Raw genomic sequence first — 25,697 nt, 5'->3', positions numbered from 1 at the left:
CACGACGCGCGCCACACGCGCCACACGCGCCGCGCACCCGGCAGCGGGCGCGGACGACCTCACGGCCATCCGACCCCCGGCACTACGCCGGGGGCCGGATGTCGTCCGGGAACGAGATCATCGGGAAGCTGCCCGTCGCCGTCGGCGCGTGCTCCGGCAGCCAGAGCACCGCGATCGCGCCGCCCGAGCGGCCGGCCTCCGTCCCCTCAGGCGCCGCGTTGCGGAAGGTGAGCCGCGCGCCCAGGACGCGCGCCTGGCCCGCCGCGATGGTCAGCCCGAGCCCGTGCCCCGCTCCCGCCCGGTCGCTCGCGCCCGTACGGAAGCGGCTCGGGCCCTCACGCAGCAGCTCCTCGGGGAAACCGGGGCCGTGGTCGCGCACCCGCAGGACGCGGCCCTCGACGGTGACCTCCACCGGCGGCTTGCCGTACTTGGCGGCGTTGGTGAGCAGGTTGCCGAGGATCCGCTCCAGGCGCCGCGGATCGGTGTTGACCCACGACTCGTGCACCACCCGGATCGTCGCCTCCGGGTTCAGCACCGCGACCCGGCGGGCGACGAACTCGCCGAGCGCTATCTCCTGGAGTTCCGCCCGTTCGGAAGCACTGTCCAGCCGCGCCACCTCCAGCACGTCCTCGACCAGCGTCCGCATCGCCTGCGCCCGGTCCCGTACCAGTTCGGTGGGGCGGCCGGGCGGCAGCAGTTCGGCAGCCGTGAGCAGTCCCGTGACGGGGGTGCGCAGCTCGTGCGCGATGTCCGCGGTGACGCGGCGTTCGGCCTCGATCCGCTCGTGCAGCGCGTCGGTCAGCGCGTCCACGGCGCGGGCGAGCTCGTCGGTCTCGTCCCGTACGACACCGCCGATGGCGTCCCGGACGCGGACGTCCGTGTTGCCCTGGGCGACCTTGCCCGCGGCGGTGGCGGCCTTGCGCAGCCGCCGTGACAGCTGGCCGCCGATCAGCACGCCGAGGGCGCAGCCGCCGAACACGACGGACACCGAGCCGACGACGAGGGCCTGGTCGAGGTCCTTCATGATCGTCGCGCTGCGGTCGGCGAACCGGGTGTGCAGCGACAGGACGTCGCCGTTGCCGAGCGGCACGGCCGCCCACACGTCCGGCGCCCCGCTCGTGTGCTCCTGCACGTACGTCCCGCGCCGCTTCTGGCGCATGAGCCGGTCCAGCTCGCGCGGCAGGGCCGGGTCGTTGAGCTTGGTGCCGAACCTGGCCTCCTTCGGCTTGGACGACTCGTACATCCGCTGGGCGAACAGCAGCCGCTCCATCTGGACCTCGCGCGCGTTGTCGAGCATCGACACGCGTGCGGCGTTGTGGACGACAAGGCTGAGCGCGACCGCGATCAGCGCGCCGACGGCCGCGATGGCGATGGAGATCTTCCAGCGCACACCGGTGCGCAGGGCGAGGTACTTCATCGGGCGACCGTCATGCTCTGGGCCCGTCACGCCTTGAGTTTGTAGCCGAAGCCGCGGACCGTCTCGATCCGGTCCTGGCCGATCTTGGTGCGCAGCCGCTGCACATGGACGTCGACGACCCGGGTGTCGCCGCCCCAGCCGTAGTCCCAGACCCGCTCCAGCAGCTTGTCGCGCGACAGGACGGTGCCGGGCGCCGACGAGAACTCCAGCAGCAGCCGCATCTCGGTCGGGGTGAGCGCCACGGGCGCGCCGTCCTTGCGTACCTCCATGCCGTCGGTGTCCACCTCCAGGGTGCCGAAGACCAGTACGCCCGTGTCGGCGTCGTCGTCCGGGCCCGCGCCGTCGCCGCCGGGCGTGCGGCCCGCGTGCCCGAAGCGGCGCAGGACGGCACGGATCCGGGCGACCAGCACCGCGCCGTCGAACGGCTTGGTGACGTAGTCGTCGGCCCCGGCCTCCAGGCCGAGCACGACGTCGATGGAGTCGGCGCGCGCGGACAGCATGATCACGGGGACGGTGGACTCGTCCCGGATGCGCCGGCAGAGGCTGACGCCGTCCATGCCGGGCAGCATCACGTCGAGCAGGGCGATGTCCGGCCGGCGCTCACGGAACGCCTCCAGTCCGGACAGCCCGTCCGGCATCGCCGTCACCGCGAAGCCGTCACGCTCCAGTGCCAGCTGCGTGGCCTCACGGATGACGTCGTCGTCCTCGACGAACAGCACATGGGTCTCGGCCATCCCGCGCCCTCGGTTCCCGCTTCTCGCTCGTTCGGTCAGTTCTCGCTCGGCGCGGTCGGTGCGGGACCGTCGATGTCGCCGCCGTCGACCGCTTTGCTGTACTCGTTGTGCACCCGGTCGTGCTCGGTGAACCTGCTCCCCGCCCACCGGTAGGTGATCACGTCCTCGCCGGACGGATACGCCACCGGGTCGCCCTTCGCGTACACCTGCTTGGTGACGATCAGGTCGCCCCGGTCGATCGCGGAGTACACGGCGGGCTCCTCGAACGCGAACACGTTCTCGTACGCGTACCTCCCGCCGCCCGAGTCGCCCGAGTCGCCCGAGCCTGCCGAGTCCCCGGCGTCGCCCGAACCGTCCTCGCCGCTCCCGCCGTCCTCGCTCTTCTCGGCCCGGGCCCGGTACACATACGTTCCGATGCCGACGGCGTCACCGCACGTCAGAACGTTGACGACCACATCGGGCCGACCGCTGTTGGTCAGGTTCCCGTACGAGGTGTCCACCGGGTACGCGTCGGCCGCGCAGGGCTTGAGATCGTCCTTGACCTGGTCGCTGACCTTGGGGTCGCTCTTGATCAGCCGGATCACGTCGACCTTCTCGAACGGTGGAGCCGAGGAGGCCGGAGAGCGGGGGACGGTGGACGGGCTCACCTGGTCGGTACGGGCGGCTCCCTCGTCGCGCGCACCGGTACCCCCGGTGGAGCACCCGGTCACGAGCAGGCCGACGGCGGCGACCACCGCCATCGCCGTGGTGCTCGCCGCCGGGTTCGTACCGGTGTCGCTTCCGCGTCTGCCGCTCAGGCCGCGCAACGCTCCCGCTCCTGTCCGCCGATACCGCTCGGTCGCCGGCGACGCCGTTCGTCCATGCGCTCCACACGCCCCATACGTTCCGTACCCTCCGTACGCTTCGGCCGGCCGGTGCGGCCGAGGGCGCGGGCGTCGATGTCCCGGCTCTCCAGCTCCTGGCGGAGACGGGCCAGCGCCCGGTGAAGCGTGCTCTTCACGGTACCGGTAGACATCCCGAGCGCGGCGGCGGTCTCCTCGGTGCTCATCTGCTCCCAGTGCCGCAGCACCACGACGCTGCGCTGCTTGGGCGCCAGCACCTTCAGCACGTCCATCAGCAGGGCCCGGTCGGCGTGCTGCTCCGTGGCGTCCTCGACGGACGCGTCGGGCAGCTGCTCGGTGGGGACCTCCTCCAGCTTGCGGGCCCGCCACCACTCGGTCCTGGTGTTGATCATCACGCGGCGCAGATACGCGTCCGCGAGCGCCTTGTCGGCTATGCCGTCCCAGCGGCCGTACGTACGGGCCAGGGCCGTCTGCAGCAGGTCCTGTGCGTCCACCGGGTCGGGAACGAGACGTCGGGCGCTGCGCAGCAGGGCGTCCTGCCGCGTGCGTACGTATTCCTCGAATTCGAGCACCTCGCCGTGCGACATCCCGAACCGCCTCCGTTCCCCGTGACAAGCACTGCTTTGGTCTACGCCACGAGAAGTTACGGAGCTCTTGTCACGGGCCTGTCCGAGGCAGCCGTCGGCGGACGCACGGCTGCCCATCGGTTGTGTAACAGCCCCGGGCGACCCGGCCGCCCCGAAGGCCCCGGCCGTCGCCGGGCCCAGGGTCCGACCGCCGGAAGCGTCCAGACAGCCGTCCGTTCAACCCGCCGGAAGCGTCCAGACAGCCGTCCGTTCAGCCCGCCGGGAGCCGCACGGCCGGCCTCCCGGCACCCTCCGCTCAGCCCGCCGGGAGCCGGTACAAACCGCCGTCCAGGGGCTCCACCAGGCCGTCGGCCACCAAGCCGTCCAGGGCGCGGGCCCGCTGGACCGGCTCGTCCCACACCGCGTCCAGCGCGGCCTGCGGGACCGGCGCCGACGCCTCGCGCAGCACCGCGAGGAGCTTGCCGCGCACCTGGCGGTCGGTCCCCGCGTACGTCTGGCCGCGCCGTGCGGGTCCTTCGTGCGCGGGCTTGCCCGCGAGCCGCCACGCGCAGTGCGCGGCGATCGGGCAGCGGCCGCACTCCTCGTTCCTGGCCGTGCACACCAGCGCCCCCAGCTCCATGGAGGCCGCCGCCCAGCGGGCCGCCGTGCGCTCGTCGTCCGGCAGCAGGGCGCGGGCGAGGCGGCGTTCGGCGGCGGTGGTCGCGTTCGGCGGGTACTGGACGCCCGTGACCGACCTGGCGAAGACCCGGCGGACGTTGGTGTCCAGGACGGCGTGCCGCTGCCCGTACGCGAAGGACGCCACCGCGGCGGCCGTGTACTCGCCGATGCCCGGCAGGGCCAGCAGCTGCGCGTGGTCGCGCGGTACGTCGCCGCCGTGCCGTTCCGTTATCGCGACCGCCGCGCCGTGCAGCCGCAGCGCGCGACGCGGGTAGCCGAGCCTGCCCCAGGCGCGGACCGCCTCGCCCGGCGCCTCGGCCGCGAGGGCGGCCGGGCGGGGCCAGCGGGCGAGCCACTGCTCGTACACCGGCAGCACGCGGGCCACCGGTGTCTGCTGCAGCATGAACTCGCTGACCATCACGCCCCACGCGCCCGCGTCGGGGCGGCGCCAGGGCAGGTCGCGGGCGTGCTGCTCGAACCAGGCGAGTACGGGTGTGTGCAGCCGGCCGGGGGCGGGCGCCAGGGGGCCGGGCGGCGTGGGGGTGGTGTCGGTCGCAGTCATGGCATCCCGATCCTGGCATGCCCCGGCGCGTTCAGGGGGCGAGCGGGTTCAGGAGACGCGCCGGTGCGTCGGCCGGGGGCCGCCCTGCGGCGGTACGCCGTCCCCGTTCCCCTCGTACGAGGACGCGGGGAACGCGGGGGACGTGGGAGGTACGGGCGGTACGGGGGACTCGGAGGACACCCGGCCGTGCGGCGCCGGGGCGCCCGGCCCGGAGGAGGCCGCGCCGGCGGTGGGACCGGGCCCGGCCAGCCAGGTCGCGATGCCCGAGCGGCTCGTACGCATCGTCTCCACCAGCGTCCGCGTGGGCCGGGTCAGCAGCAGGGTGAAGAGGACCACGGCCAGCGCGCCCAGCACCAGGCCCGCCGCCACGTCATGCGGATAGTGGACGCCCACGAAGACCCGCGAGAACGCCATCAGCAGGGCCATCGGCACGGTCAGCCAGCCGATCCGGCGCCAGGCCATGGCGAGCGCGACCGCCGCGGCGCCCGCGATCGCCGCGTGATTGCTCGGGAACGACCAGTCCCCGTAGGGCGGGCACTCCACCAGCGACGCGGCGGCACCGGCGACCGCCCGGCACGGACGCTCCTCGTCCACCACCGACTTCAGCGACTCGCTCACGACATAGCCGAACGCGGTGGCGACCGGCGCCAGGACGGCGAGCGCCACCGCCCGGGAGTCCGCCGGCCGGGCCCGCCACCAGGCGACGAGGAACAGCACGCCGAAGAGCAGCAGTCCGGCCTCCGTCCAGAGTTCGGCGATGAGTTGTACCCAGCCGGGAGTGCCGTGGGCGAAGTCGGTGATGTCGCGATAGAGGTCCTGACTCATGGTTACGGACGGTACCTGGCTCCGGCGGCCGGCCGCGCGCCGCCGTCCGCCGGGACCGGAGCGGACGCCCCGCCGACACCGGACCGGCGCCGGACCGACGTCCCGGACGACGCCCCGGACCGTTGGGCCGGCGTCGGCGCCGCTCCCGAAAGTCCGGCCTGAGCAGCGGTTCTTGAGGGGCCACCAGATGTGATCATCGGCAAAACTTGGCGCATGAGCGGCGGGTGGGGCGGGAGTTGTCGGAGATCAGTCGTACAGTTTCTGCCGTGGGATCTCTGCGCAATCCGGTCGGGCCGCTTCCCTCCTCCATCTACTGGCGTCGGAGGGCGGTCGCGGCGAGCCTGGCCGCGCTGCTCGCGGTGCTGATCGTCTGGCTCGTCACCTCCGGTGGCGACGGCCCGGACGACGGCAAGGCCGGCGCGGGCGGGACGTCCCCCGCACCCTCCATCACCCCCGGACCCTCCGGGTCGGGACCCGCGATCAGCACCCAGCCGGGCGGCCGTGACGAGCCGGGCGACTCCGGCGCGAGCGACGGCGGCGAGGGTACCGACGCGGGCGGCGACGGCGGCAAGAACGGCGACTCGACGTCGGCCGGCGGTACGGGCGGCGGCGGCACCGGGAACGGGAACGGCGGCGGTACGGGTGCCGCGGCGGGCCAGCAGGTGCCCGCCGGCTCCCCGCTGCCCGACTGCGCGCCGGGCGCCGTGCGGTTGACACTGCGCAGCGCCAAGGTCGATTACGCGCCGGGCGAGAAGCCCCGCCTGGAGCTGGTCGCGAAGAACACGTCGGGCACCACCTGCAAGACCGACCTGGGCCCCGCGACGGCCGTGCTGACCATCAAGGACGACCAGGCGGAGCGGGTCTGGTCGTCGAAGGACTGCCCGAGCGGTTCCGGCAGCGTGCTGGTGCGCGTCCCGGCGGGCGGCACCGCCACGTACACGCACGAGTGGGACCGCCGCCCGAGCGAGCCGCGGTGCGCGACCCCCGCCCCGGGCGCCGCCGGGCCCGGTACGTACCTGGTGGAGGCGACGGTGCCGGGCGTGAAGGTGCTGCCCGCGTCGTTCACGCTGGCGAAGGACTGAAGGCCGCCCGCGTCAGACGTACCGCTCCAGGATCGAGGACTCGGCGAGCCGTGACAGGCCCTCGCGGACACTGCGGGCCCGCGCCTCGCCGACACCGTCGACGGTCTGGAGGTCGTCCACGCTCGCCGCGAGCAGCTTCTGCAGGCCGCCGAAGTGCTCCACGAGCCGCTCGATGATCGCGCCGGGCAGCCGCGGGACCTTGGCCAGCAGCCGGTAGCCGCGCGGTGAGACAGCCGAGTCCAGGGTCTCGGGCGAGCCGCTGTAGCCGAGGGCGCGTGCGACGATCGGCAGCTCCAGGAGCTCCGCGTGGCTGAGCGCGTCCAGCTCGGTCAGCGCCTCGGCGACCGTACGGGACCGCTTCGCGGTCGGCTCCGGCACGTAGTCCCGGACCACCAGCTCGCGCTCCGGCTCGACACCCGCGATCAGCTCGTCCAGCTGGAGGGCGAGCAGCCGGCCGTCGGTGCCGAGCTCCACCACGTACTCGGCGATCTCGGTGGCGATCCGGCGGACCATCTCCAGCCGCTGCGCGACCGCCGTGACGTCCCGGACGGTCACCAGGTCCTCGATCTCCAGCGCGGAGAGCGTGCCGGCCACCTCGTCCAGGCGGAGCTTGTACCGCTCCAGGGTGGCGAGGGCCTGGTTGGCGCGGGACAGGATCGCGGCCGACTCCTCCAGGACACGGCGCTCACCGTCCACGTACAGCGCGATCAGCCGCATCGACTGCGACACGGACACCACGGGGAAACCGCACTGCTTGGAGACGCGGTCGGCGGTGCGGTGCCGGGTGCCGGTCTCCTCGGTCGGGATCGACGCGTCGGGCACCAGCTGGACCCCGGCCCGGAGGATCTTGGTGATGTCCTTGTCGAGGATGAGCGCGCCGTCGAGCTTGCACAGCTCGCGCAGCCGCGTCGCGGTGAACTCCACGTCCAGCACGAAGCCGCCCGTGCACATCGACTCGACGGTCTTGTCCATGCCGAGGACGATCAGACCACCGGTGTTGCCGCGGAGGATGCGCTCCAAGCCGTCGCGCAGGGCCGTACCCGGGGCGACGGCGCTGAGCGAGGCGCGCATGAGCGCCTCGTTGCCGGAGCCCGCGCCGGACTTTCCGGGAGCTGCTGCCCCGTCCTTGGCTGCCACTGCACTCCTCCGGCTCGTACGGATGGGCGAGACCAGGGCAAAGTCTAGCGACCCCCCACCCGGACGGGGGCTCGCCCGCGACGACGACCCCCCTCGGCGACGCCCCCGCCCCGTCCCGCGACCGCCCACAGAGGGGCCGCCCGCCCCGGCGGAGACCCCGCCCCACGCCCCCTCCGGACGCCCGGCCCGTCGCGTCGCCGCCGCCCGTCAGCCTCGGTCCGCCGCCTCCACGGAGGGTCTGCCCTTCGGGGCGGGAGCCCTGCGGGCGCGGGGCAGCACCCGCAGAGCGTCCCCGACATTGGCGACCTCCGTGACCCGCATGCCGGCCGGGACCCTGCCCGGGTCGGTCGGGACGAGGGCGTGGGTGAAGCCGAGCCGGTGCGCCTCGGCCAGCCGCCGCTGGACACCGGTGACCCGGCGCACCTCGCCCGCGAGGCCGACCTCGCCGATCGCGACCAGGTTCTTGGGGAGCGGGATGTCCCCGGCGGCCGAGGCCAGCGCCAGCACCACGGCCAGGTCCGCGGCGGGCTCGGTCAGCTTCACGCCGCCCACGGTCGCGCTGTAGATGTCCCGCTTGCCCAGGGCGCTGATCTTCCCCCGCTGCTCCAGCACGGCCAGCATCATCGACACCCGGGACGTCTCCAGACCGGACGTGGTCCGGCGGGGCGAGGGGATCTGCGAGTCGACCGTCAGCGCCTGGACCTCGGCGACCAGCGGCCGCCGCCCCTCCAGGGTGACGGTCAGGCAGGTACCCGGCACCGGCTCGTCGCGCCGGGTCAGGAACAGGCCGCTGGGGTCGGCGAGGCCTGTGATGCCCTCGTCGTGCAGTTCGAAGCAGCCGACCTCGTCCGTGGCCCCGTACCGGTTCTTCACGCCGCGCACGAGGCGCAGCCGCGCGTGCCGGTCGCCCTCGAAGTGCAGGACGACGTCGACCAGGTGCTCCAGCAGGCGAGGGCCGGCGATCGCGCCGTCCTTGGTCACGTGTCCCACGAGCAGCGTGGCCATGCCGCGCTCCTTGGACGCGCGGATCAGCGCCCCGGCCACTTCCCTGACCTGCGCCATCCCGCCGGGCGCGCCGTCGATCTCCGGCGACGCGACGGTCTGGACGGAGTCCAGGACCAGCAGCGACGGCTTCACCTCGTCCAGGTGCCCCAGGACCACCGACAGGTCGGTCTCGGCGGCCAGGTACAGATGGTCGTGGACGGCGCCGATCCGGTCGGCGCGCAGCCGGACCTGGCTCGCGGACTCCTCACCCGTCACGTAGAGGGTCCGGTGCTCCTCGCTGGCCGCCTTCGCGGCCACGTCCAGCAGCAGCGTCGACTTGCCGACGCCCGGCTCGCCCGCGAGCAGCACGACGGCCCCCGGCACGAGCCCGCCCCCCAGCACCCGGTCCAGCTCGTCGACCCCGGTCGAACGGGCCGCGGCCTGCCGCCCGTCGACCTGCCCGATCGGCAGCGCGGCCGTGGCGACCCGCCCGGCGGCGGTGGTACGGGCCGCCGGCGCCCCGCCGTACTCCTCCACCGTCCCCCACGCCTGGCACTCGGGGCAGCGGCCGAGCCACTTCGCGGTCGTCCACCCGCACTCGGTGCAGCGGTAGGACGGCCGTTCCTTGCCGGATTTCGTACGGGCAGCCATGCGCCACACCGTAGCCGCCCCCACTGACACCGCCGCCCACGCGCCGGGAACCAGGTCTCGCCCTATAGCGTCCGCACCCACCTGAAGGCAAAGGTTGCTGTCCCCTTTTGAGGGATACGTTCACCCGTAAGGCTTAAAAGTGCCGAAGGGGTGCGAAGAGTGTGCCTCCTCCTGCCTACCTTCGCCGGATGACGAGCAGCAGGCTGGAGCCCCCCACGCAGACCACCGGCGCACACCGGGCGCAGCGACGGACATCCCAGAGCGACCCCCGCACCGATGCCGGCGGCGCGCAGCGGACCGTGACGCGGCGGCCGCCCGCGCGCTACGAGCCGTATCTCGACGGCCTGTTCACGTACTGCCTGTCCGTCCTGTGCGACCACGACGCGGCCACCGCCGTGCTCGGCGACGTCCTCGCCGTCGCCGAACGGCAGTCGGGGCGCTGTCCCGACGGGGAGACCGAGCGGCGGGCGTGGCTGTACGCGCTCGCCCGCTGGGCCTGTCTGCGCGAGCTCGCCGAGCAGCGGCGCAAGCGGCAGGGCGCCCACGCGGCCCGTACCGCCGACGCCGACGACGCCCCCCGGGTCCCCGACGAGGTCGCCCAGCGGCGGCGCCGGGAGCTCTCCCTGCTCGCCTGGCCCGAGGCCGCCGGGACCACGCCGGAGCAGCGCGAGGCGCTGGAACTCGCCGTACGCCACCAGCTCGGCGCGCCCGGCGTGGCGGCGGTGCTCGGCATGACCCCGCTGGCCGCGCGCGAACTGCTGTCGGCGGCGGCCTGCGAGGTGGAGCGCACCCGGGCGGCCCTCGCCGTCGTGGAGACCGGTGTCTGCCCGGCGGTCGCGCGGCTCACCGGCAACCACCAGGTGCTGCTGTCGGCGGCGCTGCGCCGCGAACTGGTCCGGCACGTGGACGACTGCCCGCGCTGCCGCCGCGCCGCCGAGCGCGCCGGGGCGGGCGGGCCGTGGCCCGGCTCCTCCGTGACGCCCGAGAACCTGCCGCTCGTCGAGGCCCCCAGGACCGCGGCGTGCGTGCTGATGCCGCACGTGTCGCGGCCCCGGGCGGGCGGGCCCCGGTTCGGCCGCGACGGCTTCCCCCTGGACCCGAAGGACCACGCGGCGCGCCGCGACCGGCTGCGCGCGCGGGCGGTGACGACGACCGTCGTGGCGACCGTGGTAGCGGCGCCGGTGCTGGCCCTGTGGGCGGCGTACCGGGGCGACAGCTCCCCCCGCACCGACCGCGAGGGCCCGGCGGTCAGCGCCGCCGACACCGGCGACGAGACCGCCGCCGGCGACCGGTCGGGCCGCCGCTACGAGAACACGGGCAACGCCCGGATCGGCGGCCCCCGCCTCCGGGACACGGCCCCCGCCCCCGACGTGTCCGTCGAGGTCATCAGCGCCGGCACGCCCGCCCGCCCCGGGCAGCCGGGACCCGGCCGGATCACCGTCGCCGCCCAGCCGTACGGCGACACGACGCTCCTCACCCTCACCGCGTCCGGCGGCTCCCCGGTGGCCTGGTCCCTGTGGAGCGACGCGCCCTGGCTGTACGCGAGCCGCTCCTCGGGCACCCTGCACCCGGGCGAGTCACTGGCGGTGTACGTCTCCGTCGACCGCGCCAGGGAACCGCAGGGCCCGTGGAGCGCCCGCGTCGGCGTCAACCCCGCGGGCGCGGTCGTGGAGATCGACGGCCACGGCCCGAAACGCCCGTCGACGCAGAAACCCAAGCCGACGAGCCCGAAACCGACCACGCCCCGTCCCAGCGACCCGGGTCCCGGCACCAGCCCGTCGCCGGGCAACGGCACGACGCCCCCACCGTCATCCCCCGCCCCCGATCCGTCGCAGCCGCCGACGACCCCGCCCCCGTCGTCCGACCCGCCGCCCCAGGACACCCCCGCGCCCACCGAGGACCCCAGCACCCCGGCCGCGTCCCCCCGCTGACCCGCCACGCGCGGGAGGGGGCGCGGAGGGTCGCCCCCGCAGGGGCCGGCGGCAACAGGGCGACCTCAGCCCCCGGCCGCGTCCCCCCGCTGACCGACCACGCGCGGGAGGGGGCGCGGAGGGTCGCCCCCGCAGGGGTCGGCGGCAACGGGGCGACCTCCCCCCGGCCGCGTGCCCCCGCTGACCGACCACGCGCGGGAGGGGGCGCGGAGGGTCGCCCCCGCAGGGGTCGGCGGCAACAGGGCGGCGCCCGACACCGTAAAGCCAAGGCCGCCGACCCCGAGGAGGTGAGCCCGGAGCACCCCCGACCCCACCCCAAAGCGGGACGGAACCCACGACCCGAACCCACCCCACAGCGGGACCGAACCCACGGGAGGAACCCACCCCACAGCGGGACCGACCCACCGCCGGAACCCATGGGAGGAACCCACCTCGGAGCCGGACCGACCCACGGCCGGAACCCATGGGAGGAACCCGCCCCGGAGCCGGACCGACCCACGGCCCGAACCCACGGCCCGAACCCACGGCCCGGAGCGACCGCGTGCCCAGGCGGTCGAACCCGGGATGTGCCCGCTCTACCGGGGCGGGTCCGCCGGGTGGGGGGCCACCAGGGGCAGCTGCGAGGCGAGGCGGGCCTCGCACAGGCCCACCAGCACGTCGTACGCGGCCTTGCCCATCAGCTCCGTCAGCTCCGGCCGGTACGTCACGTAGACCGGCTCGCCCGCGCCGTGCGCCGACGTGGCCGACGTGCACCACCAGTGGAGGTCATGGCCGCCGGGGCCCCAGCCCCTGCGGTCGTACTCGCCGATCGACACCTGGAGCACCTTCGTGTCGTCCGGGCGCTCGATCCAGTCGTACGTACGCCGTACCGGGAGCTGCCAGCAGACGTCCGGCTTGGTCTCCAGCGGTTCCTTGCCCTCCCGCAGGGCCAGGATGTGCAGCGCGCACCCCGCGCCGCCGGCGAACCCGGGCCGGTTCTGGAAGATGCACGACCCCTTCCAGCGCCGGGTCTGGCGGTCGCCGTCCTCGTCGAGCTGCACCCAGCCCGTCTCCGTACCCACGTCGTGGAACTGCCACAGCTCCGGCGACAGCCGGTCCACGTGCGCGGCGACCCGCTTCTCGTCGTCCTCGTCGGAGAAGTGGGCGCCCAGCGTGCAGCAGCCGTCGTCGGCGCGGCCCGCCTGGATGCCCTGGCAGCCGCTGCCGAAGACGCACGTCCAGCGTGACGTCAGCCACGTCAGGTCGCAGCGGAAGACCTGGTCCTCGTCGGCCGGGTCGGGGAACTCCACCCACGCGCGCGGGAAGTCGAGACCCTTCTCGTCCGCGTCCGCGTCCGCGTCGGCACCGGCTCCCGCTCCGGCACCGGCTCCCGCTCCGGCCCGCCCCACGACCTCCGCCCCGGCACGCCCCGCGGTATCCGCAGCCGTGGCGGATGCGCCGGGAACACCCGTCTTGTCGGCGGCGTCGCCCTTGGTCTTCTTCGCCTTCTTCGTCTTCGGCACGCACCAAGCGTATGCGTCGGGGGCAGTAGCGTTCAGGCATGAGACTCGGAGTCCTCGACGTCGGTTCGAACACGGTGCACCTGCTGGTCATGGACGCGCACCCGGGCGCACGCCCGCTGCCCGCCCACTCGCACAAGACCGAGCTGCGCCTCGCCGAACTGCTCGACCCGTCCGGTGCCATCGGCCCCGAGGGCGTCGACCGGCTCGTCACGATCACCCGTGACGCCCTGCACACCGCCGAGGAGAAGGGCTGCGAGGACGTCCTGCCGTTCGCGACGTCCGCGATCCGCGACGCCGCCAACGCGGACGCGGTCCTCCGCCGGGTGAGGGACGAGACGGGCGTCGACCTCCAGGTTCTCTCCGGCGAGGAGGAGGCCCGCCTCACCTTCCTCGCCGCGCGCCGCTGGTTCGGCTGGTCGGCGGGCAAGCTGCTGCTCCTCGACATCGGCGGCGGCTCCCTGGAGATCGCGTACGGCATCGACGAGGAGCCCGACGCGGCCGTCTCGCTGCCGCTGGGCGCCGGGCGGCTGACCGCCGGCTGGCTGCCCGGGGACCCGCCCGACCCGGCGGACGTGAAGGCGCTGCGCCGGCACGTACGGGCGGAGATAGCGCGGACGGTCGGCGAGTTCGCCCGGTTCGGCAGACCGGATCATGTCGTCGCCACGTCCAAGACGTTCAAGCAGCTCGCCAGGATCGCCGGCGCGCCCGGCTCCGGCGAGGGCCTCTACGTCCAGCGGGAGCTGAGTCGTACGTCACTCGAGGGCTGGGTGCCGAAGCTCGCCGCGATGACATCGGAGCAGCGTTGCACGCTGCCCGGCGTGTCCCAGGGCAGGGCGGCGCAGCTGCTGGCCGGGGCGCTGGTCGCCGAGGGCGCGATGGACCTGTTCGGGGTGGACGAGCTGGAGATCTGCCCCTGGGCGCTGCGCGAAGGGGTCATCCTGCGGCGGCTCGACCACCTCCCCGAGTCGTAGCGGCTGCCTTTACGCTGTCCCTCGTGGCAGAACCAGCGGCGGAGTCAGTGGTGCGCATCCCGGATGCGAAGGTCGCCCTGTCGACGGCCTCGGTCTACCCGGAGTCGACGGCGACGGCGTTCGAGGTGGCCGCGCGTCTGGGCTACGACGGTGTCGAGGTCATGGTGTGGACGGATCCGGTCAGCCAGGACCTGGAGGCGCTGCGGCGCCTGTCCGACTACCACCAGGTGCCGGTCCTGGCCGTTCACGCACCGTGTCTGCTGATCACGCAGCGGGTCTGGTCGACCGATCCGTGGGTGAAGCTGCAGCGCGCGCAGGCCGCCGCCGAGAAGCTCGGCGCGTCCACGGTCGTCGTGCACCCGCCGTTCCGCTGGCAGCGCCAGTACGCGCGGGACTTCGTCACCGGCATCTGGCGGATGGCGCAGGAGACGGACGTGCGGTTCGCCGTCGAGAACATGTACCCGTGGCGCTACCGCGACCGGGAGATGCTGGCGTACGCGCCCGAGTGGGACGTCACCAAGGACGACTACCGCCACTTCACGGTCGATCTGTCGCACACGGCGACCGCCCGTACCGACGCGATGGCCATGGTGTCGCGCATGGGCGACCGGCTGGGGCATGTGCACCTCGCCGACGGGCGGGGCTCCGCGAAGGACGAGCACCTGGTCCCGGGGCGGGGTACGCAGCCGTGCGCCGAGCTGCTGGAGCACCTGGCGAGGACCGGGTTCGACGGTCATGTGGTCATCGAGGTCAACACCCGGCGCGCGATGTCCGCCGCCGAACGGGAGGCCGATCTGGCGGAGGCGCTCGCCTTCACCCGGCTGCACCTGGCGTCGGCGGCCCGCGTCTCATGACGGAGCCGCGACGCGGCCGGGGCCGCCCGCGCAGGTCCGCCGCCGACGAGGGTCCCGGCGCACGTGACCGCATCCTGGAGGCGGCCCGCGCCGAGTTCGCCGAGCGCGGCTACGACAAGACGTCCGTGCGGGGCATCGCCAAGGCGGCGGGTGTCGACGCGGCGCTGGTCCACCATTATTTCGGTACGAAGGACGAGGTGTTCGCGGCGGCGGTCGAGGTCTCGTTCGAGCCCGCGCTGATCATCCCGGCCGTGCTGGGGCCAGGCCCCGAGGGGGTCGGCGAGCGGCTGGCCCGCTATTTCATCGACGTGTGGGAGAACCCGGCGACCCGCGCCCCGCTGCTGGCGGTGATCCGCTCCGCGCTCACCCACGAGGCGGCGGCGAAGGTGCTGCGCGGTTTCGTGCTGCGGCGGCTCCTGGAGCGGGTGGCCAAGGACCTCGCCGTACCGGACCCGACGTTCCGCGCGGAGCTGGCGGCGTCCCACATGATCGGGATCGCGATCCTGCGGTACGTCGTCCAGGTGGAGCCGCTGGCCTCGGCGGACCCGGACGACATCGTGGCGATGGTCGCCCCGACGCTGCAGCGGTACCTGACCGAAGAGTGACCCCGCCGTCCCGACATCCGGACAAGCTGTCCAGATCTTGGAGTCGCGGCGTACGCTCGAAGCAGTCACACCTCCGATGACGACCGTCTGACCTAACTCTGATGAGGAGCGAGCGGCGATGCCCGAGCTGAGGTCCCGCACTGTCACCCACGGCCGCAACATGGCGGGCGCCCGCGCCCTTATGCGTGCCTCCGGTGTAGCGAGCGAGGACATCGGCAAGCCGATCATCGCGGTCGCCAACTCCTTCACCGAGTTCGTCCCCGGCCACACCCACCTGGCGCCGGTCGGCCGGATCGTCAGCGAGGCCGTCAAGGCGGCGGGCGCGGTTCCGCGCGAGTTCAACACGATCGCCGTGGACGACGGCATCGCCATGGGCCACGGCGGCATGCTGTACTCGCTGCCCTCCCGCGACCTGATCGCCGACTCCGTCGAGTACATGGTCGAGGCGCACTGCGCCGACGCGCTGATCTGCATCTCCAACTGCGACAAGATCACTCCCGGCATGCTGATGGCCGCCCTGCGCCTCGACATCCCGACGGTCTTCGTCTCCGGCGGCCCGATGGAGGCCGGCAAGGCCACGCTGGTCGACGGCACGGTCCGTACGCTCGACCTGGTCGACGCGATCTCCGACGCCGTCAACGACAAGATCTCCGACGCGGACATCCTCCGTATCGAGGAGAACGCCTGCCCGACCTGCGGCTCCTGTTCCGGCATGTTCACCGCCAACTCGATGAACTGCCTGACCGAGGCGATCGGCCTGTCCCTGCCGGGCAACGGCTCGGTCCTCGCCACGCACACGGCGCGCAGGGCGCTGTACGAGAACGCCGCCCGCACCGTCGTGGAGCTGACCGACCGGTACTACGCCCAGGGCGACGAGTCGGTCCTGCCGCGCAACATCGCGACGTTCGCGGCCTTCGAGAACGCCATGGCCCTGGACATCGCCATGGGCGGCTCCACCAACACGATCCTGCACCTGCTGGCCGCCGCCCAGGAGGCCGGCGTCCCGTTCGGCCTGGCCGAGATCGACGCCGTCTCGCGCCGCGTCCCCTGCCTGGCCAAGGTCGCGCCGAACGTGGCGAAGGACCGCACGTACTACATGGAGGACGTGCACCGCGCGGGCGGCATCCCGGCCCTCCTCGGCGAACTGCACCGGGCCGGGCTGCTCAACGAGGACGTCCACTCCGTGCACAGCCCGTCCCTCGCGGACTGGCTCAAGACCTGGGACGTGCGCGGTGGCTCCCCGTCGCCCGAGGCCGTCGAGCTGTGGCACGCGGCACCCGGCTGTGTCCGCTCCGCCGAGGCGTTCTCGCAGTCCGAGCGGTGGGACACGCTGGACGTGGACGCCGAGGGCGGCTGCATCCGCTCCGCCGAGCACGCCTACTCCCAGGACGGCGGCCTCGCGGTCCTCAAGGGCAATCTGGCCGTCGACGGCTGTGTGGTGAAGACGGCCGGTGTGGACGAGTCGATCTGGACGTTCGAGGGCCCCGCGGTCGTCTGCGAGTCGCAGGACGAGGCCGTCGACAAGATCCTCCGCAAGGAGATCACGCACGGCGACGTGGTCGTCATCCGCTACGAGGGCCCCAAGGGCGGCCCCGGTATGCAGGAGATGCTCTACCCGACGTCCTTCCTCAAGGGCCGGGGCCTGGGCAAGACCTGCGCGCTCATCACCGACGGCCGGTTCTCCGGCGGCACGTCCGGCCTGTCCATCGGCCACGCCTCACCCGAGGCGGCGTCGGGCGGCACGATCGCCCTGGTCGAGGACGGCGACCGGATCAGGATCGACATCCCGAACCGCTCGATCGAGCTGCTCGTGGACGAGGCCACGCTCGCGGCCCGCGCCGAGGCCCTGAACGGCGTGTACGCGCCGAAGAACCGCGACCGCAAGGTGTCGGCGGCGCTGCGCGCGTACGCGGCGATGGCGACGAGCGCCGACAAGGGCGCCGTCCGGGACGTCACCAAGCTGGGCTGACAGCACGTCACCGGGCTCGCCCGGCAGCGGAAGGCCGCTCTGGCGGCCCCGGCAGCCCGAGCGGGAACCGGTGGCCCCAGCGGGCACGGCGGCCTGAGCTGCACCGGCGGTCCGGGCAGGCACGGCGGCCTGAGCTGCACCGGCGGTCCGGGCGGGCACGGCGGCCTGAGCTGCACCGGCGGTCCGGGCGGGCACGGCGGCCTGAGCTGCACCGGCGGTCCGGGCAGGCACGGCGGCCCCAGCGGGCACGGCGGCCTGAGCTGCACCGGCGGTCCGGGCAGGCACGGCGGCCCCAGCTGCACCGGCGTCCCCAGCAGGCACGGTGGCCCCAGCGGGCACGGCGGCCCGAGCAGCACCGGCGGTCCGGGCAGGACCGGCAGTCCAAGCAGCACCGGCGGCCCGAGCTGGCACCGGCGGCCGGAGCATTACCAGTAGCCCCCGCCACCCGAGCAGCCACGGCAGCCCAGCCCGGCAGGCAGCCCGTCACCGGGCAGGCGGCCGGTCGGCGGGCAGGTGTGCCGGCCGGCACAGCGCGCGCGGCGACCGGCGGGCCTCACCAGTCCGCCGGGTCGGCCGCCTCCACGGCGAAGACCGTGCCGTCGGGCGCCGCCCCGAACACCTTGCCGTCCGCGACGACCGGCTCCGGCAGCAGCGGCGCGAACGTGTAGCGCCCGCCCGCCATACGGGCCTCGGTCTGCCCCACCACGACGCCCCGCCCGGCGTCCACGGCGAGCAGCCGCCCGTCGGCGGCCATCAGGTACACCCGCCCGTCCGCGACGACCGGGCGCGAGACCCGCGACACGGCCGTCTCCAGCCGCCAGCGCTGCGCCGCCTCGGCGTCCGCCCGCTCCCGGCCGGTGTCGACGGCCACGAGCGACCCGCCCGACCCGACCACGTACACGGTGTCGCCGTCCACGGCCGCCTGCGCCTGGTCGGCGGGCGCCGTGAGCGGGATGCGGCGAGCGGTCCGGTCGGCGAGGTCCAGCCGGACGACCGCGTCCGTGTACAGCTCCCGGTCGGCGGACAGCAGCACCAGCGCGCGGTCGTCGGCCCGTACGGGCGGTACGGGCGTCAGCGAGCCGGTCAGCCGCCTCGTCCACCGGACGGCGCCGTCGCGCGGGTCGACCGAGGCGACCCGCGTGGACCGCCCGTCGCCCGCGACGGACACGGCGAACACCTCGGCGCCGCCCGGGGCCGCCACCCACTGGGCGCCGGGCGGCACGGGCCGCTTCGTCCAGCGTTCATGGCCGGTGCGCCCGTCCAGGGCACGCACCCGCCCGTCGGCGAGGACGAGCAGGACCGTGTGGTCGCCGTACAGGACCTGCGCGTAGGCGGGGATGGCCACGCCCCAGCGGGTCTCGCCGGAGCCGGGATCCAGCGCCTCCAGGCGCGAGCCGTCCGGGGCGACCACGTGGAGGAGCCCGCCGGACAGCACGGGCGCGGCGCCCTGGTCGTCCCCGGCGCCGGCCGCCCCGGCCGTGGTCCCGGCCGTGGTCCCGGACCGGGTGCCCGCGCTCTTCGGCCAGGCCACGGACCAGATGCCCGTACCGTCGTCGGCGCGGAGCCCGGCCGCCTTGATGCCGGGTGCGGCGCAGTAGAGCCCCGCCCCGCCGGCGGTGCACAGCGGCGGCCGGGTGGCGGCGGCCCCGGCCCCGGCACCCGGGCCGGTAGCCTCCCCGGCGCCACCGTCGAGGGTGGTCGCCCACGGCCGGAACGCGTCGGCAACGGCGCCCGCCGGGCCCGTGTCCCGCCCCGGCTCCCGGTCGCCCGCGACGCCCTGGACGGCGACCACCGCGCCCGCCGCGGCGGCGGCCAGCGCGGTGCAGGCGGCCACCCACAGGAGCCGCCGCCGAGGCCGCCGTTCCCCGGCACGCCGCCCGGCGGCGGAGGCACGCGACGGCTCGGGCCCCGGCGCCCGTACGCCCGGCTCCCGTACAGCCGACTCCCGTACGCCCGGCTCTCGTCCACCCGCTTCCCGGACGCCCGGCGCCCGCCGCTGCGCCGGCACGACGTACTCCGCGTCGTACCCCTCGTCGCGTCGCAGCGCGCTCATCAGCTCGTCGGGTGTGGGCCGGGCCTCCGGCTCCTTGGCCAGACACCGCAGCAGCAGCGGCGCGAGGTCCTCCGGCACGCCAGCGAGGTCCGGCTCGTTGTGCACGACCTGGTACGCCACGATGTACGGGCTGTCCGAGTCGAACGGCCCCCGGCCGGTCGCCGCGTGCACCAGCACCGCGCCCATCGCGAACACATCGGCCGCCGGGCCGACGTCACGCGGCCGCTGGAACTGCTCGGGCGCCATGAACGGCGGCGTCCCGATCAACTTGCCCGTCTCCGTCCGCAGATCGCTGTCCGACGGACGCGAGATCCCGAAGTCGATGACCTTCGGCCCGTCGGCCGCGAGCAGCACGTTGCTCGGCTTCAGATCGCGGTGCACCACGCCCGCCCGGTGGATGTCGCGCAGCGCCTCGGCGAGGCCCGCGCCCAGCCGGCGCAGCTCGGCGGCGTCCAGCGGCCCGTTCCGCTTGACCCGTTCCGACAGGGTGGGGCCGTCGATGAACAGGGTGGCCATCCAGGGCCGGCCCGCCTCGGGGTCGGCGTCGACGACGGGGGCGGTGAAGGCGCCGCTGACCCGCCGCGCGGCACTGACCTCCTGGCGGAAACGTGCCCTGAACTCGGGGTCTTCGGCGTGCTCGGCGTGGACGACCTTCACCGCCAGGCGCAGTCCCGAGTCCGAGGTGGCCAGGTGGACGACACCCATGCCGCCCGCGCCCAGGCAGGACTCCAGCCGGTACCTTCCGGCATATTGCGGCTGTTCCGCTTCCGGGAACCGTCCGGACTGCCAGGACTTGCGCGTCGGCGGCATCGTCCACCCCCGTGTGTGATCGTCCGCAAGCGCCGCGTACGCCCGACGCACGCGCGACGCACGGAGCCTAGTCGATGATGCGTACGAACCGGCCACGGCTTGTTAGCCTGCGCGCGGCGCATCCGCACCCGGCGGGCGCCTCATGGGGGGAGGGCCGCATGGCCACCGAGGAAACCACACAGAACGCGGAACTCGCGGGCGTCGAGACGCTGTCCGTGAAGCGCTACCCGGTCGCCCCGGGCTACCGCCTGAACGTCCGCAGCGGTCCCGGCACCCAGTACCGGCTGATCAGGACCCTGCCCGAGGGCGTCAGCGTCCCGATCAACTGCCAGACCCCCGGCCAGTGGGTCACCGGCCCGTACGGGACGTCCAACATCTGGGACAACATCGCCAACGGCGAGTACGTCTCCGACGCGTACGTCAACACCGGCCGCGACGGCTACGTCACCATCCGCTGCGCCTGACGCCTTCCGGCCACGCGCCGGGCGGGGCGGTGTTCGTCGCCCGGGGATAATCGACCCCGTGAGCGAACAACACGACCAGCACGAGCACGATGAGCAGGGCGAGCAGGGCGGCGCCGGGCGTACTCCCGCAGGGCCGCAGCCCGAGCCCATCCGTTTCTTCGGTACGACCTGGGTCGACCACGACGGCGGCTACGCGCTGCGGCGCGCCGGTGTCGCGGCCGGCTCGCTCGCCGCGGCAGTCGCCGGGGCCTTCGTGCTCCGGTTCGGCTACCAGGGCCTCGCCGTGGCGCAGGTCGGCGGGTTCGTCAACGCCCTGGTCGTCGTGATGTTCGCGGTGTGCACGGCCATCGCGTTCCGCAAGACGTGGGAGGGCTTCACGCGTCGCCCCGCCGAGCCGTCCCGTGAGGACGCGCTGCGCGGCCTGAAGGCGATCGGCTTCATCGGCTCGCTCCTCGCGTACTTCCTGCGCTCCCTGTACGAGGCGCCGGGCGAGAAGCTGCTCCGCGGCGAGTACGAGACGGCCCGCGCGCGATTCGAGAAGCGCCGCTCCACCCGCGCGGGCAACCCGGCGGCCCGCAGGAAGAAGCCCAAGAACCGCTAGCGCCTTCACGGGAAGCCGCCCCCACGCGGAACCCGCCACGAGACAACCCCCTCCACGGGTCAGGCCCACCGGGAAACCCCACCGAGCCCACCGAAACCCCGCAAGGGGAAGCCCTTGGAGAAGCCCCCACAGCAGCCCTCCCACCAGGGGTCCGGGAACACCGCCCCCGACAGGCGTCGCTCACACGGCCGTCGGGGGCTTCGTCATGCCCGGGCCCGGAGGGTGCGTGTCCCCTTGACTCCCCTCTCGCCCCGCGCACATTATTCATCACATGATGAATTCCCCTGGTGTCGCCATCGTAGCCCGTGGCCTCACCGTCGTACGAGGAACGCGCACCGTCCTGCGCGACCTCGACTTCGCCGTACCACCCGGGCAGATCACCGGCCTCCTCGGCCCGTCAGGCTGCGGCAAGTCGACCCTGATGCGGGCCGTCGTCGGCACCCAGGCCAAGGTCACCGGCACCCTCGACGTCCTCGGCCGCCCCGCAGGAGACGCCTCCCTCCGCTCACGCGTCGGATACGTCACCCAGGCTCCCTCCGTCTACGACGACCTGACGGTCCGCCAGAACCTGGAGTACTTCGCGTCCGTGCTCCGCCCCGGTCGCCGCCACCACGACGCCCGCGCCGAAGCGGTCACCCGGGCCATCACCGACGTGGACCTCACCTCCCACGCCGACGCCCTCGCCGGAAACCTCTCCGGCGGACAGCGCAGCCGGGCCTCGCTCGCGGTGGCCCTGCTCGGCACACCGGAACTGCTCGTCCTGGACGAGCCGACGGTCGGCCTCGACCCGGCCCTGCGCCGCGACCTGTGGGACCTGTTCCACCGCATCGCCGCCGACCGGGGGGCCACGCTGCTCATCTCGTCGCACGTCATGGACGAGGCCGAGCGCTGCCACCGCCTCCTGCTCATGCGCGAGGGCGAGATCCTCGCCGACGACACGCCCGAGGCGCTGCGCCGCCGCAACGGCACCGCCACCGTCGAGGAGGCATTCCTCCACCTGGTCGACACGGCCGACGCCATGGCCGCGACGGCGAAGGCGACCGCGGCCGCCCCCGGCACCGCGCCCGCACCCCCGAGCACCCCCACACCCCCGAGCACGCCCGCGAACCCGACCACCAAGGACGCGCGATGAACGGCCCCCGCACCCTCGCCACCGCGGCCCGAGTCCTGCGCCAGCTGCGCCACGACCCGCGCACGATCGCCCTGATGCTGCTCGTACCGGTCCTGATGATCACCCTGCTCCGGTACGTCTTCGACGGCAGCCCCGAGGTCTTCGACAACATCGGCGCCTCACTGCTCGGCATCTTCCCGCTGATCACGATGTTCCTCGTGACCTCGATCGCCACCCTGCGCGAACGCACATCCGGCACCCTGGAGCGGCTGCTCGCCATGCCGCTCGGCAAGGCCGACCTCATCGCCGGCTACGCGCTCGCCTTCGGTCTGCTCGCCGTCGTCCAGTCCGCCCTCGCCACCGGCGTCGCCATCTGGATCCTCGGTCTCGACGTCACCGGATCGCCCTGGCTGCTGCTCCTGGTCGCCCTGCTCGACGCGCTCCTCGGCACCGCCCTCGGCCTCTTCGTCTCGGCGTTCGCCGCCTCCGAGTTCCAGGCCGTCCAGTTCATGCCGGCCGTGATCTTCCCCCAGCTGCTGCTCTGCGGGCTGTTCACGCCGAGGGACCGGATGCAGCCGGCACTCGAAGCGCTGTCGAACGCGCTGCCCATGTCGTACGCCGTCGACGGCATGAACCAGGTCCTCCGGTACACCGCCATCACCGGCGACTTCGTCCGCGACGTCCTCGTCGTGGCCGGGTGCGCCGTCCTGGTCCTCGTCCTGGGCGCGGCCACGCTCCGCCGCCGCACCGTCTGACCGCACCGCACCGCACCGCCCAGCCGCACCCGTACCACCCGTACCCGTACCGCCCATCGGACACCACCCACACCACCCCCCACCCCGGTGAAAGGATGGCGACAGGCACGTACCCCACGGCGAGGTGAACAGAGCAATGACCCAGACAGTCGCAGTCCTCGGCACCGGAAAGATCGGCGAGGCCCTGCTCAGCGGCATGATCCGGGCCGGCTGGCCCACCGCCCACCTCCTCGTCACCGCCCGCCGCACCGAACGCGCCGAGGAACTCCACGCCCGCTACGGCGTCGAGTCCGTCACCAACGACGAGGCCGCCAAGCGCGCCGACACCCTCATCCTGGCCGTCAAGCCGCAGGACATGGGCAAGCTCCTCGACGAACTCGCCCACCATGTCACCCGCGACCACCTCGTCATCAGCGCGGCGGCCGGCATCACCACCGCGTTCATCGAGGAGCGCCTCGCCCCCGACACCCCGGTCGTCCGGGTCATGCCGAACACGCCCGTCCTCGTGGACGAGGGCATGTCGGTCCTCTCGGGCGGCAGCCACGCCACCGCCGACCACCTCGCCCACACCGAGGAGATCTTCGGCGGCGTGGGCAAGACCCTCCGCGTCCCCGAATCGCAGCAGGACGCCGCGACCGCCCTGTCCGGCTCGGGCCCGGCGTACTTCTACTACCTGGTCGAGGCGATGACCGACGCCGGAATCCTCCTCGGTCTGCCCCGCGCCCAGGCACACGACCTCATCGTCCAGGCAGCCATCGGCGCCGCCGTCATGCTCCGCGACAGCGGCGAGCACCCCGTCAAGCTGCGTGAGGCCGTGACCTCCCCGGCCGGCACCACCATCAGTGCCATCCGCGAGCTGGAGAACCACGGCGTCCGCGCCGCGCTGATCGCCGCGCTGGAAGCGGCCCGCGACCGCAGCCGCGAACTCGCCTCCGGCAACGGCTGAGCCGCCGGCCGCGGGTCAGCCGTTCCGCGCGACGACAGCGCGGCCTTCCGTCAGACGGCCGGCATCAGGCCGACGGCCCGATAGGCGCGGTCCACCACCGGCCGCGCCATCGCCCGCGCACGCGCCGCCCCGTCCCGCAGCACCCCCTCCACGTACGAGGGATCCGCCACGAGCTCCGCGTGCCGCTTCCGCAGCGGCCGCAGCAGCTCCACCACGGCATCGGCGACATCACGCTTCAGCGCCCCGTACGAGGTGTACTCCCCGGCGAGCACCTCCGGATCGCACGCACCGCCCCGGCAGGCCGCCAGCACCTCCAGCAGATTCGCGAGCCCCGGCCGCTGGTCCCGGTCGTACACGACATCCCGGCCGCTGTCGGTGACGGCCCGCATCACCTTCCGCCGTACCGCGTCGGGCTCGTCGAGCAGATAGACGATGCCGGCCCCGTTCTCATGCGACTTGCCCATCTTCGAGCGGGGCTCCTGGAGATCCATGACCCGCGCCGCCACCGGCGGGTGCGTCGTCTTGGGCACGGTGAACGTGTGCCCATACCGCTGGTTGAACCGCACCGCCAGGTCCCGCGTCAGCTCCACATGCTGCGCCTGGTCGTCGCCGACCGGCACCTCGTCCGTCTCGTACGCGAGGATGTCCGCCGCCATCAGTACGGGGTACGTCAGCAGCGACAGCCGTACGCTGCCGCCCCTGGCCCGTTCCCGCGCCGCCTTCTCCTTGTACTGGATCATGCGTCGCATCTCCCCGTCCGCGGCCGTGCACTCCAGCAGATACGAGAGCCGGGCGTGCTCGTCCACATGGCTCTGTACGAAGACGGTGCACCGCTCCGGCTCCAGCCCCGCCGCCAGCAGCACCGTCGCCGCCTGACGGCTCAGCCGCAGTACCCGCGCCGGATCGTGCTCCACGGTCAGCGCGTGGAGATCCACGATGCTGAAGAGCGCTTCCGCCCGGTGCTGATCGACCTCGACCCACCGCCGTACGGCCCCGAGGTAGTTGCCCAACGTCAGATGCCCGGTCGGCTTGACCCCGCTGAAGATCCGCGTCACCGCTGTCTCCCTCACTCTCACCTGGTCGAAGCCGCCGCGATCAGCGGCCGGCCCCCGGAGGAGGGAGAAACACGAACGGCCGCCGAGGCGGCGGCCGTTGGATGCGTACGTGTCAGCTCGGCCGCCGGTCAGGCGGCCCACCACTGAAGGAAGCACGTACGCGCTGTCATGCCCCCAGGGTACGGGAGGGGCCTCAAGTTGACACGGGTTTCCCGCATCCGTAGTGTGCTCCGAGTTGTCCGACGTGAGCGCCGACCCCGGTCGGTCCCCGGACAGCCATTCCGCAAGAACCACTTCCAGCGAGCGACACAGCGTCGCCCCGCTTTCCGTGCGCTTTTGCGAAATGAAGAATCGGCGTTCGAGAGAACGCAGCCCGATTAGCGTCGGCGCCCCGGATTCGCTAAAGTCTCACCTCGTCGGAACGGCCCAACAGCCGGAAAGACACCCCCCGCTGACTGGGAATCAGGCCCGAAAGGATCTGATAGAGTCGGAACCGTCGGAAAGGGAAACGCGAAAGCGAAGAACAGCCCGGCAGCCCGCTCCAGCGGGTGGCGGAAACGGAAAACGGATCTGCTAAGCTGGAAACACGAAA

General features: G+C 73.6%; 21 protein-coding genes and 1 pseudogene. 11 read left to right on the top strand and 11 right to left on the bottom strand.

Going from position 1 to position 25,697, the window contains the following annotated elements; all coding sequences use genetic code 11:
• Positions 1 to 82: 82 nt before the first annotated feature.
• From cseC to ACGF5U_RS29975, 6 genes and pseudogenes are all read right to left on the bottom strand, one after another.
• A complete protein-coding gene (gene cseC, locus ACGF5U_RS30000) occupies positions 83 to 1,417 on the bottom strand; it encodes a two-component system sensor histidine kinase CseC (RefSeq protein ID WP_392717750.1) in 1,335 nt (444 codons plus the stop codon).
• Between the two features lie 26 nt (positions 1,418 to 1,443).
• Positions 1,444 to 2,151, bottom strand: coding sequence for a two-component system response regulator CseB (gene cseB / locus ACGF5U_RS29995; RefSeq protein WP_392717748.1), 708 nt, complete (start codon positions 2,149 to 2,151; stop codon positions 1,444 to 1,446).
• Between the two features lie 35 nt (positions 2,152 to 2,186).
• Positions 2,187 to 2,957: a hypothetical protein gene (locus ACGF5U_RS29990; protein WP_392717746.1), complete on the bottom strand. Its 771-nt coding sequence runs from the start codon at positions 2,955 to 2,957 to the stop codon at positions 2,187 to 2,189.
• Positions 2,945 to 3,580 (bottom strand): SigE family RNA polymerase sigma factor, encoded by a 636-nt coding sequence (locus ACGF5U_RS29985; protein WP_392717744.1) that lies wholly within the window; start codon positions 3,578 to 3,580, stop codon positions 2,945 to 2,947. The genes ACGF5U_RS29990 and ACGF5U_RS29985 overlap by 13 nt, the downstream gene beginning before the upstream one ends.
• Before the next feature lie 295 nt (positions 3,581 to 3,875).
• Positions 3,876 to 4,799 carry an A/G-specific adenine glycosylase gene (locus ACGF5U_RS29980; RefSeq protein ID WP_392717742.1) on the bottom strand — a complete coding sequence of 308 codons (924 nt, stop codon included), beginning with the start codon at positions 4,797 to 4,799 and terminating at the stop codon, positions 3,876 to 3,878.
• Between the two features lie 213 nt (positions 4,800 to 5,012).
• Positions 5,013 to 5,624: pseudogene (locus tag ACGF5U_RS29975) on the bottom strand (phosphatase PAP2 family protein); the annotation flags it as partial.
• Between the two features lie 266 nt (positions 5,625 to 5,890).
• Here ACGF5U_RS29975 and ACGF5U_RS29970 point away from each other — a divergent pair.
• Positions 5,891 to 6,706: a hypothetical protein gene (locus ACGF5U_RS29970; protein ID WP_392717740.1), complete on the top strand. Its 816-nt coding sequence runs from the start codon at positions 5,891 to 5,893 to the stop codon at positions 6,704 to 6,706.
• Between the two features lie 12 nt (positions 6,707 to 6,718).
• Here the strand turns inward: ACGF5U_RS29970 and disA are convergent, their stop codons facing one another.
• Complete coding sequence (gene disA, locus ACGF5U_RS29965) at positions 6,719 to 7,843, bottom strand: DNA integrity scanning diadenylate cyclase DisA (RefSeq protein ID WP_392717738.1); 1,125 nt, start codon at positions 7,841 to 7,843, stop codon at positions 6,719 to 6,721.
• Positions 7,844 to 8,050: 207 nt separating this feature from the next.
• Complete coding sequence (gene radA, locus ACGF5U_RS29960; protein WP_392717736.1) at positions 8,051 to 9,478, bottom strand: DNA repair protein RadA; 1,428 nt, start codon at positions 9,476 to 9,478, stop codon at positions 8,051 to 8,053.
• A 188-nt stretch (positions 9,479 to 9,666) separates the two neighbouring features.
• On the opposite strand from radA, the gene ACGF5U_RS29955 reads away from it, so the two are divergent.
• Positions 9,667 to 11,409, top strand: coding sequence for a hypothetical protein (locus ACGF5U_RS29955; protein WP_392717734.1), 1,743 nt, complete (start codon positions 9,667 to 9,669; stop codon positions 11,407 to 11,409).
• Positions 11,410 to 11,984: 575 nt separating this feature from the next.
• Here the strand turns inward: ACGF5U_RS29955 and ACGF5U_RS29950 are convergent.
• Positions 11,985 to 12,911, bottom strand: coding sequence for a hypothetical protein (locus ACGF5U_RS29950; protein ID WP_392717732.1), 927 nt, complete (start codon positions 12,909 to 12,911; stop codon positions 11,985 to 11,987).
• A 38-nt stretch (positions 12,912 to 12,949) separates the two neighbouring features.
• Here ACGF5U_RS29950 and ACGF5U_RS29945 point away from each other — a divergent pair, with 38 nt between their 5' ends.
• The 4 genes from ACGF5U_RS29945 to ilvD all read left to right on the top strand — a co-directional run bounded on the left by ACGF5U_RS29945 (position 12,950) and on the right by ilvD (position 17,310).
• Positions 12,950 to 13,882, top strand: a complete 933-nt coding sequence (locus ACGF5U_RS29945; RefSeq protein ID WP_392717729.1) for a Ppx/GppA family phosphatase — start codon at positions 12,950 to 12,952, stop codon at positions 13,880 to 13,882.
• Positions 13,883 to 13,929: 47 nt separating this feature from the next.
• Positions 13,930 to 14,736 (top strand): sugar phosphate isomerase/epimerase family protein, encoded by an 807-nt coding sequence (locus ACGF5U_RS29940; RefSeq protein ID WP_392717913.1) that lies wholly within the window; start codon positions 13,930 to 13,932, stop codon positions 14,734 to 14,736.
• A complete protein-coding gene (locus ACGF5U_RS29935) occupies positions 14,733 to 15,341 on the top strand; it encodes a TetR family transcriptional regulator (protein WP_392717727.1) in 609 nt (202 codons plus the stop codon). The genes ACGF5U_RS29940 and ACGF5U_RS29935 overlap by 4 nt, the downstream gene beginning before the upstream one ends.
• Before the next feature lie 118 nt (positions 15,342 to 15,459).
• Positions 15,460 to 17,310, top strand: coding sequence for a dihydroxy-acid dehydratase (ilvD, locus tag ACGF5U_RS29930; RefSeq protein ID WP_392717725.1), 1,851 nt, complete (start codon positions 15,460 to 15,462; stop codon positions 17,308 to 17,310).
• Between the two features lie 553 nt (positions 17,311 to 17,863).
• Here the strand turns inward: ilvD and ACGF5U_RS29925 are convergent.
• Positions 17,864 to 20,173, bottom strand: coding sequence for a PQQ-binding-like beta-propeller repeat protein (locus ACGF5U_RS29925; protein ID WP_392717723.1), 2,310 nt, complete (start codon positions 20,171 to 20,173; stop codon positions 17,864 to 17,866).
• A gap of 158 nt (positions 20,174 to 20,331) precedes the next feature.
• Between ACGF5U_RS29925 and ACGF5U_RS29920 the strand changes: the two genes are divergently transcribed.
• The 5 genes from ACGF5U_RS29920 (at position 20,332) to proC (ending at position 24,050) form a co-directional block, all read left to right on the top strand.
• Complete coding sequence (locus tag ACGF5U_RS29920; protein WP_392717721.1) at positions 20,332 to 20,637, top strand: peptidase; 306 nt, start codon at positions 20,332 to 20,334, stop codon at positions 20,635 to 20,637.
• Positions 20,638 to 20,785: 148 nt separating this feature from the next.
• Complete coding sequence (locus ACGF5U_RS29915; protein ID WP_392717911.1) at positions 20,786 to 21,238, top strand: hypothetical protein; 453 nt, start codon at positions 20,786 to 20,788, stop codon at positions 21,236 to 21,238.
• A 271-nt stretch (positions 21,239 to 21,509) separates the two neighbouring features.
• Complete coding sequence (locus ACGF5U_RS29910) at positions 21,510 to 22,370, top strand: ABC transporter ATP-binding protein (protein ID WP_392717719.1); 861 nt, start codon at positions 21,510 to 21,512, stop codon at positions 22,368 to 22,370.
• Positions 22,367 to 23,104 (top strand): ABC transporter permease, encoded by a 738-nt coding sequence (locus ACGF5U_RS29905; protein ID WP_392717717.1) that lies wholly within the window; start codon positions 22,367 to 22,369, stop codon positions 23,102 to 23,104. The genes ACGF5U_RS29910 and ACGF5U_RS29905 overlap by 4 nt, the downstream gene beginning before the upstream one ends.
• 136 nt (positions 23,105 to 23,240) lie before the next feature.
• Positions 23,241 to 24,050 (top strand): pyrroline-5-carboxylate reductase, encoded by an 810-nt coding sequence (gene proC / locus ACGF5U_RS29900; protein WP_392717714.1) that lies wholly within the window; start codon positions 23,241 to 23,243, stop codon positions 24,048 to 24,050.
• 50 nt (positions 24,051 to 24,100) lie between these two features.
• Here the strand turns inward: proC and trpS are convergent, their stop codons facing one another.
• Positions 24,101 to 25,105: a tryptophan--tRNA ligase gene (gene trpS / locus ACGF5U_RS29895; RefSeq protein ID WP_392717712.1), complete on the bottom strand. Its 1,005-nt coding sequence runs from the start codon at positions 25,103 to 25,105 to the stop codon at positions 24,101 to 24,103.
• Positions 25,106 to 25,697: the final 592 nt, after the last annotated feature.

Source organism: Streptomyces sp. NPDC047886 (genome assembly GCF_043204435.1).
Taxonomy (GTDB): domain Bacteria; phylum Actinomycetota; class Actinomycetes; order Streptomycetales; family Streptomycetaceae; genus Streptomyces.
This window is presented reverse-complemented; position numbering and strand designations above follow the sequence as displayed.

Excerpts from the sequence above, each read along its gene's own strand:
- cseC (WP_392717750.1), bottom strand. The coding sequence starts at position 1,417 with ATGAAGTACCTCGCCCTGCGCACCGGTGTGCGCTGGAAGATCTCCATC.
- cseB (WP_392717748.1), bottom strand. The coding sequence starts at position 2,151 with ATGGCCGAGACCCATGTGCTGTTCGTCGAGGACGACGACGTCATCCGT.
- ACGF5U_RS29985 (WP_392717744.1), bottom strand. The coding sequence starts at position 3,580 with ATGTCGCACGGCGAGGTGCTCGAATTCGAGGAATACGTACGCACGCGG.
- ACGF5U_RS29980 (WP_392717742.1), bottom strand. The coding sequence starts at position 4,799 with ATGACTGCGACCGACACCACCCCCACGCCGCCCGGCCCCCTGGCGCCC.
- radA (WP_392717736.1), bottom strand. The coding sequence starts at position 9,478 with ATGGCTGCCCGTACGAAATCCGGCAAGGAACGGCCGTCCTACCGCTGC.
- ACGF5U_RS29955 (WP_392717734.1), top strand. The coding sequence starts at position 9,667 with ATGACGAGCAGCAGGCTGGAGCCCCCCACGCAGACCACCGGCGCACAC.
- ACGF5U_RS29945 (WP_392717729.1), top strand. The coding sequence starts at position 12,950 with ATGAGACTCGGAGTCCTCGACGTCGGTTCGAACACGGTGCACCTGCTG.
- ACGF5U_RS29935 (WP_392717727.1), top strand. The coding sequence starts at position 14,733 with ATGACGGAGCCGCGACGCGGCCGGGGCCGCCCGCGCAGGTCCGCCGCC.
- ilvD (WP_392717725.1), top strand. The coding sequence starts at position 15,460 with ATGCCCGAGCTGAGGTCCCGCACTGTCACCCACGGCCGCAACATGGCG.
- ACGF5U_RS29925 (WP_392717723.1), bottom strand. The coding sequence starts at position 20,173 with ATGCCGCCGACGCGCAAGTCCTGGCAGTCCGGACGGTTCCCGGAAGCG.
- ACGF5U_RS29920 (WP_392717721.1), top strand. The coding sequence starts at position 20,332 with ATGGCCACCGAGGAAACCACACAGAACGCGGAACTCGCGGGCGTCGAG.
- ACGF5U_RS29910 (WP_392717719.1), top strand. The coding sequence starts at position 21,510 with ATGATGAATTCCCCTGGTGTCGCCATCGTAGCCCGTGGCCTCACCGTC.
- ACGF5U_RS29905 (WP_392717717.1), top strand. The coding sequence starts at position 22,367 with ATGAACGGCCCCCGCACCCTCGCCACCGCGGCCCGAGTCCTGCGCCAG.
- proC (WP_392717714.1), top strand. The coding sequence starts at position 23,241 with ATGACCCAGACAGTCGCAGTCCTCGGCACCGGAAAGATCGGCGAGGCC.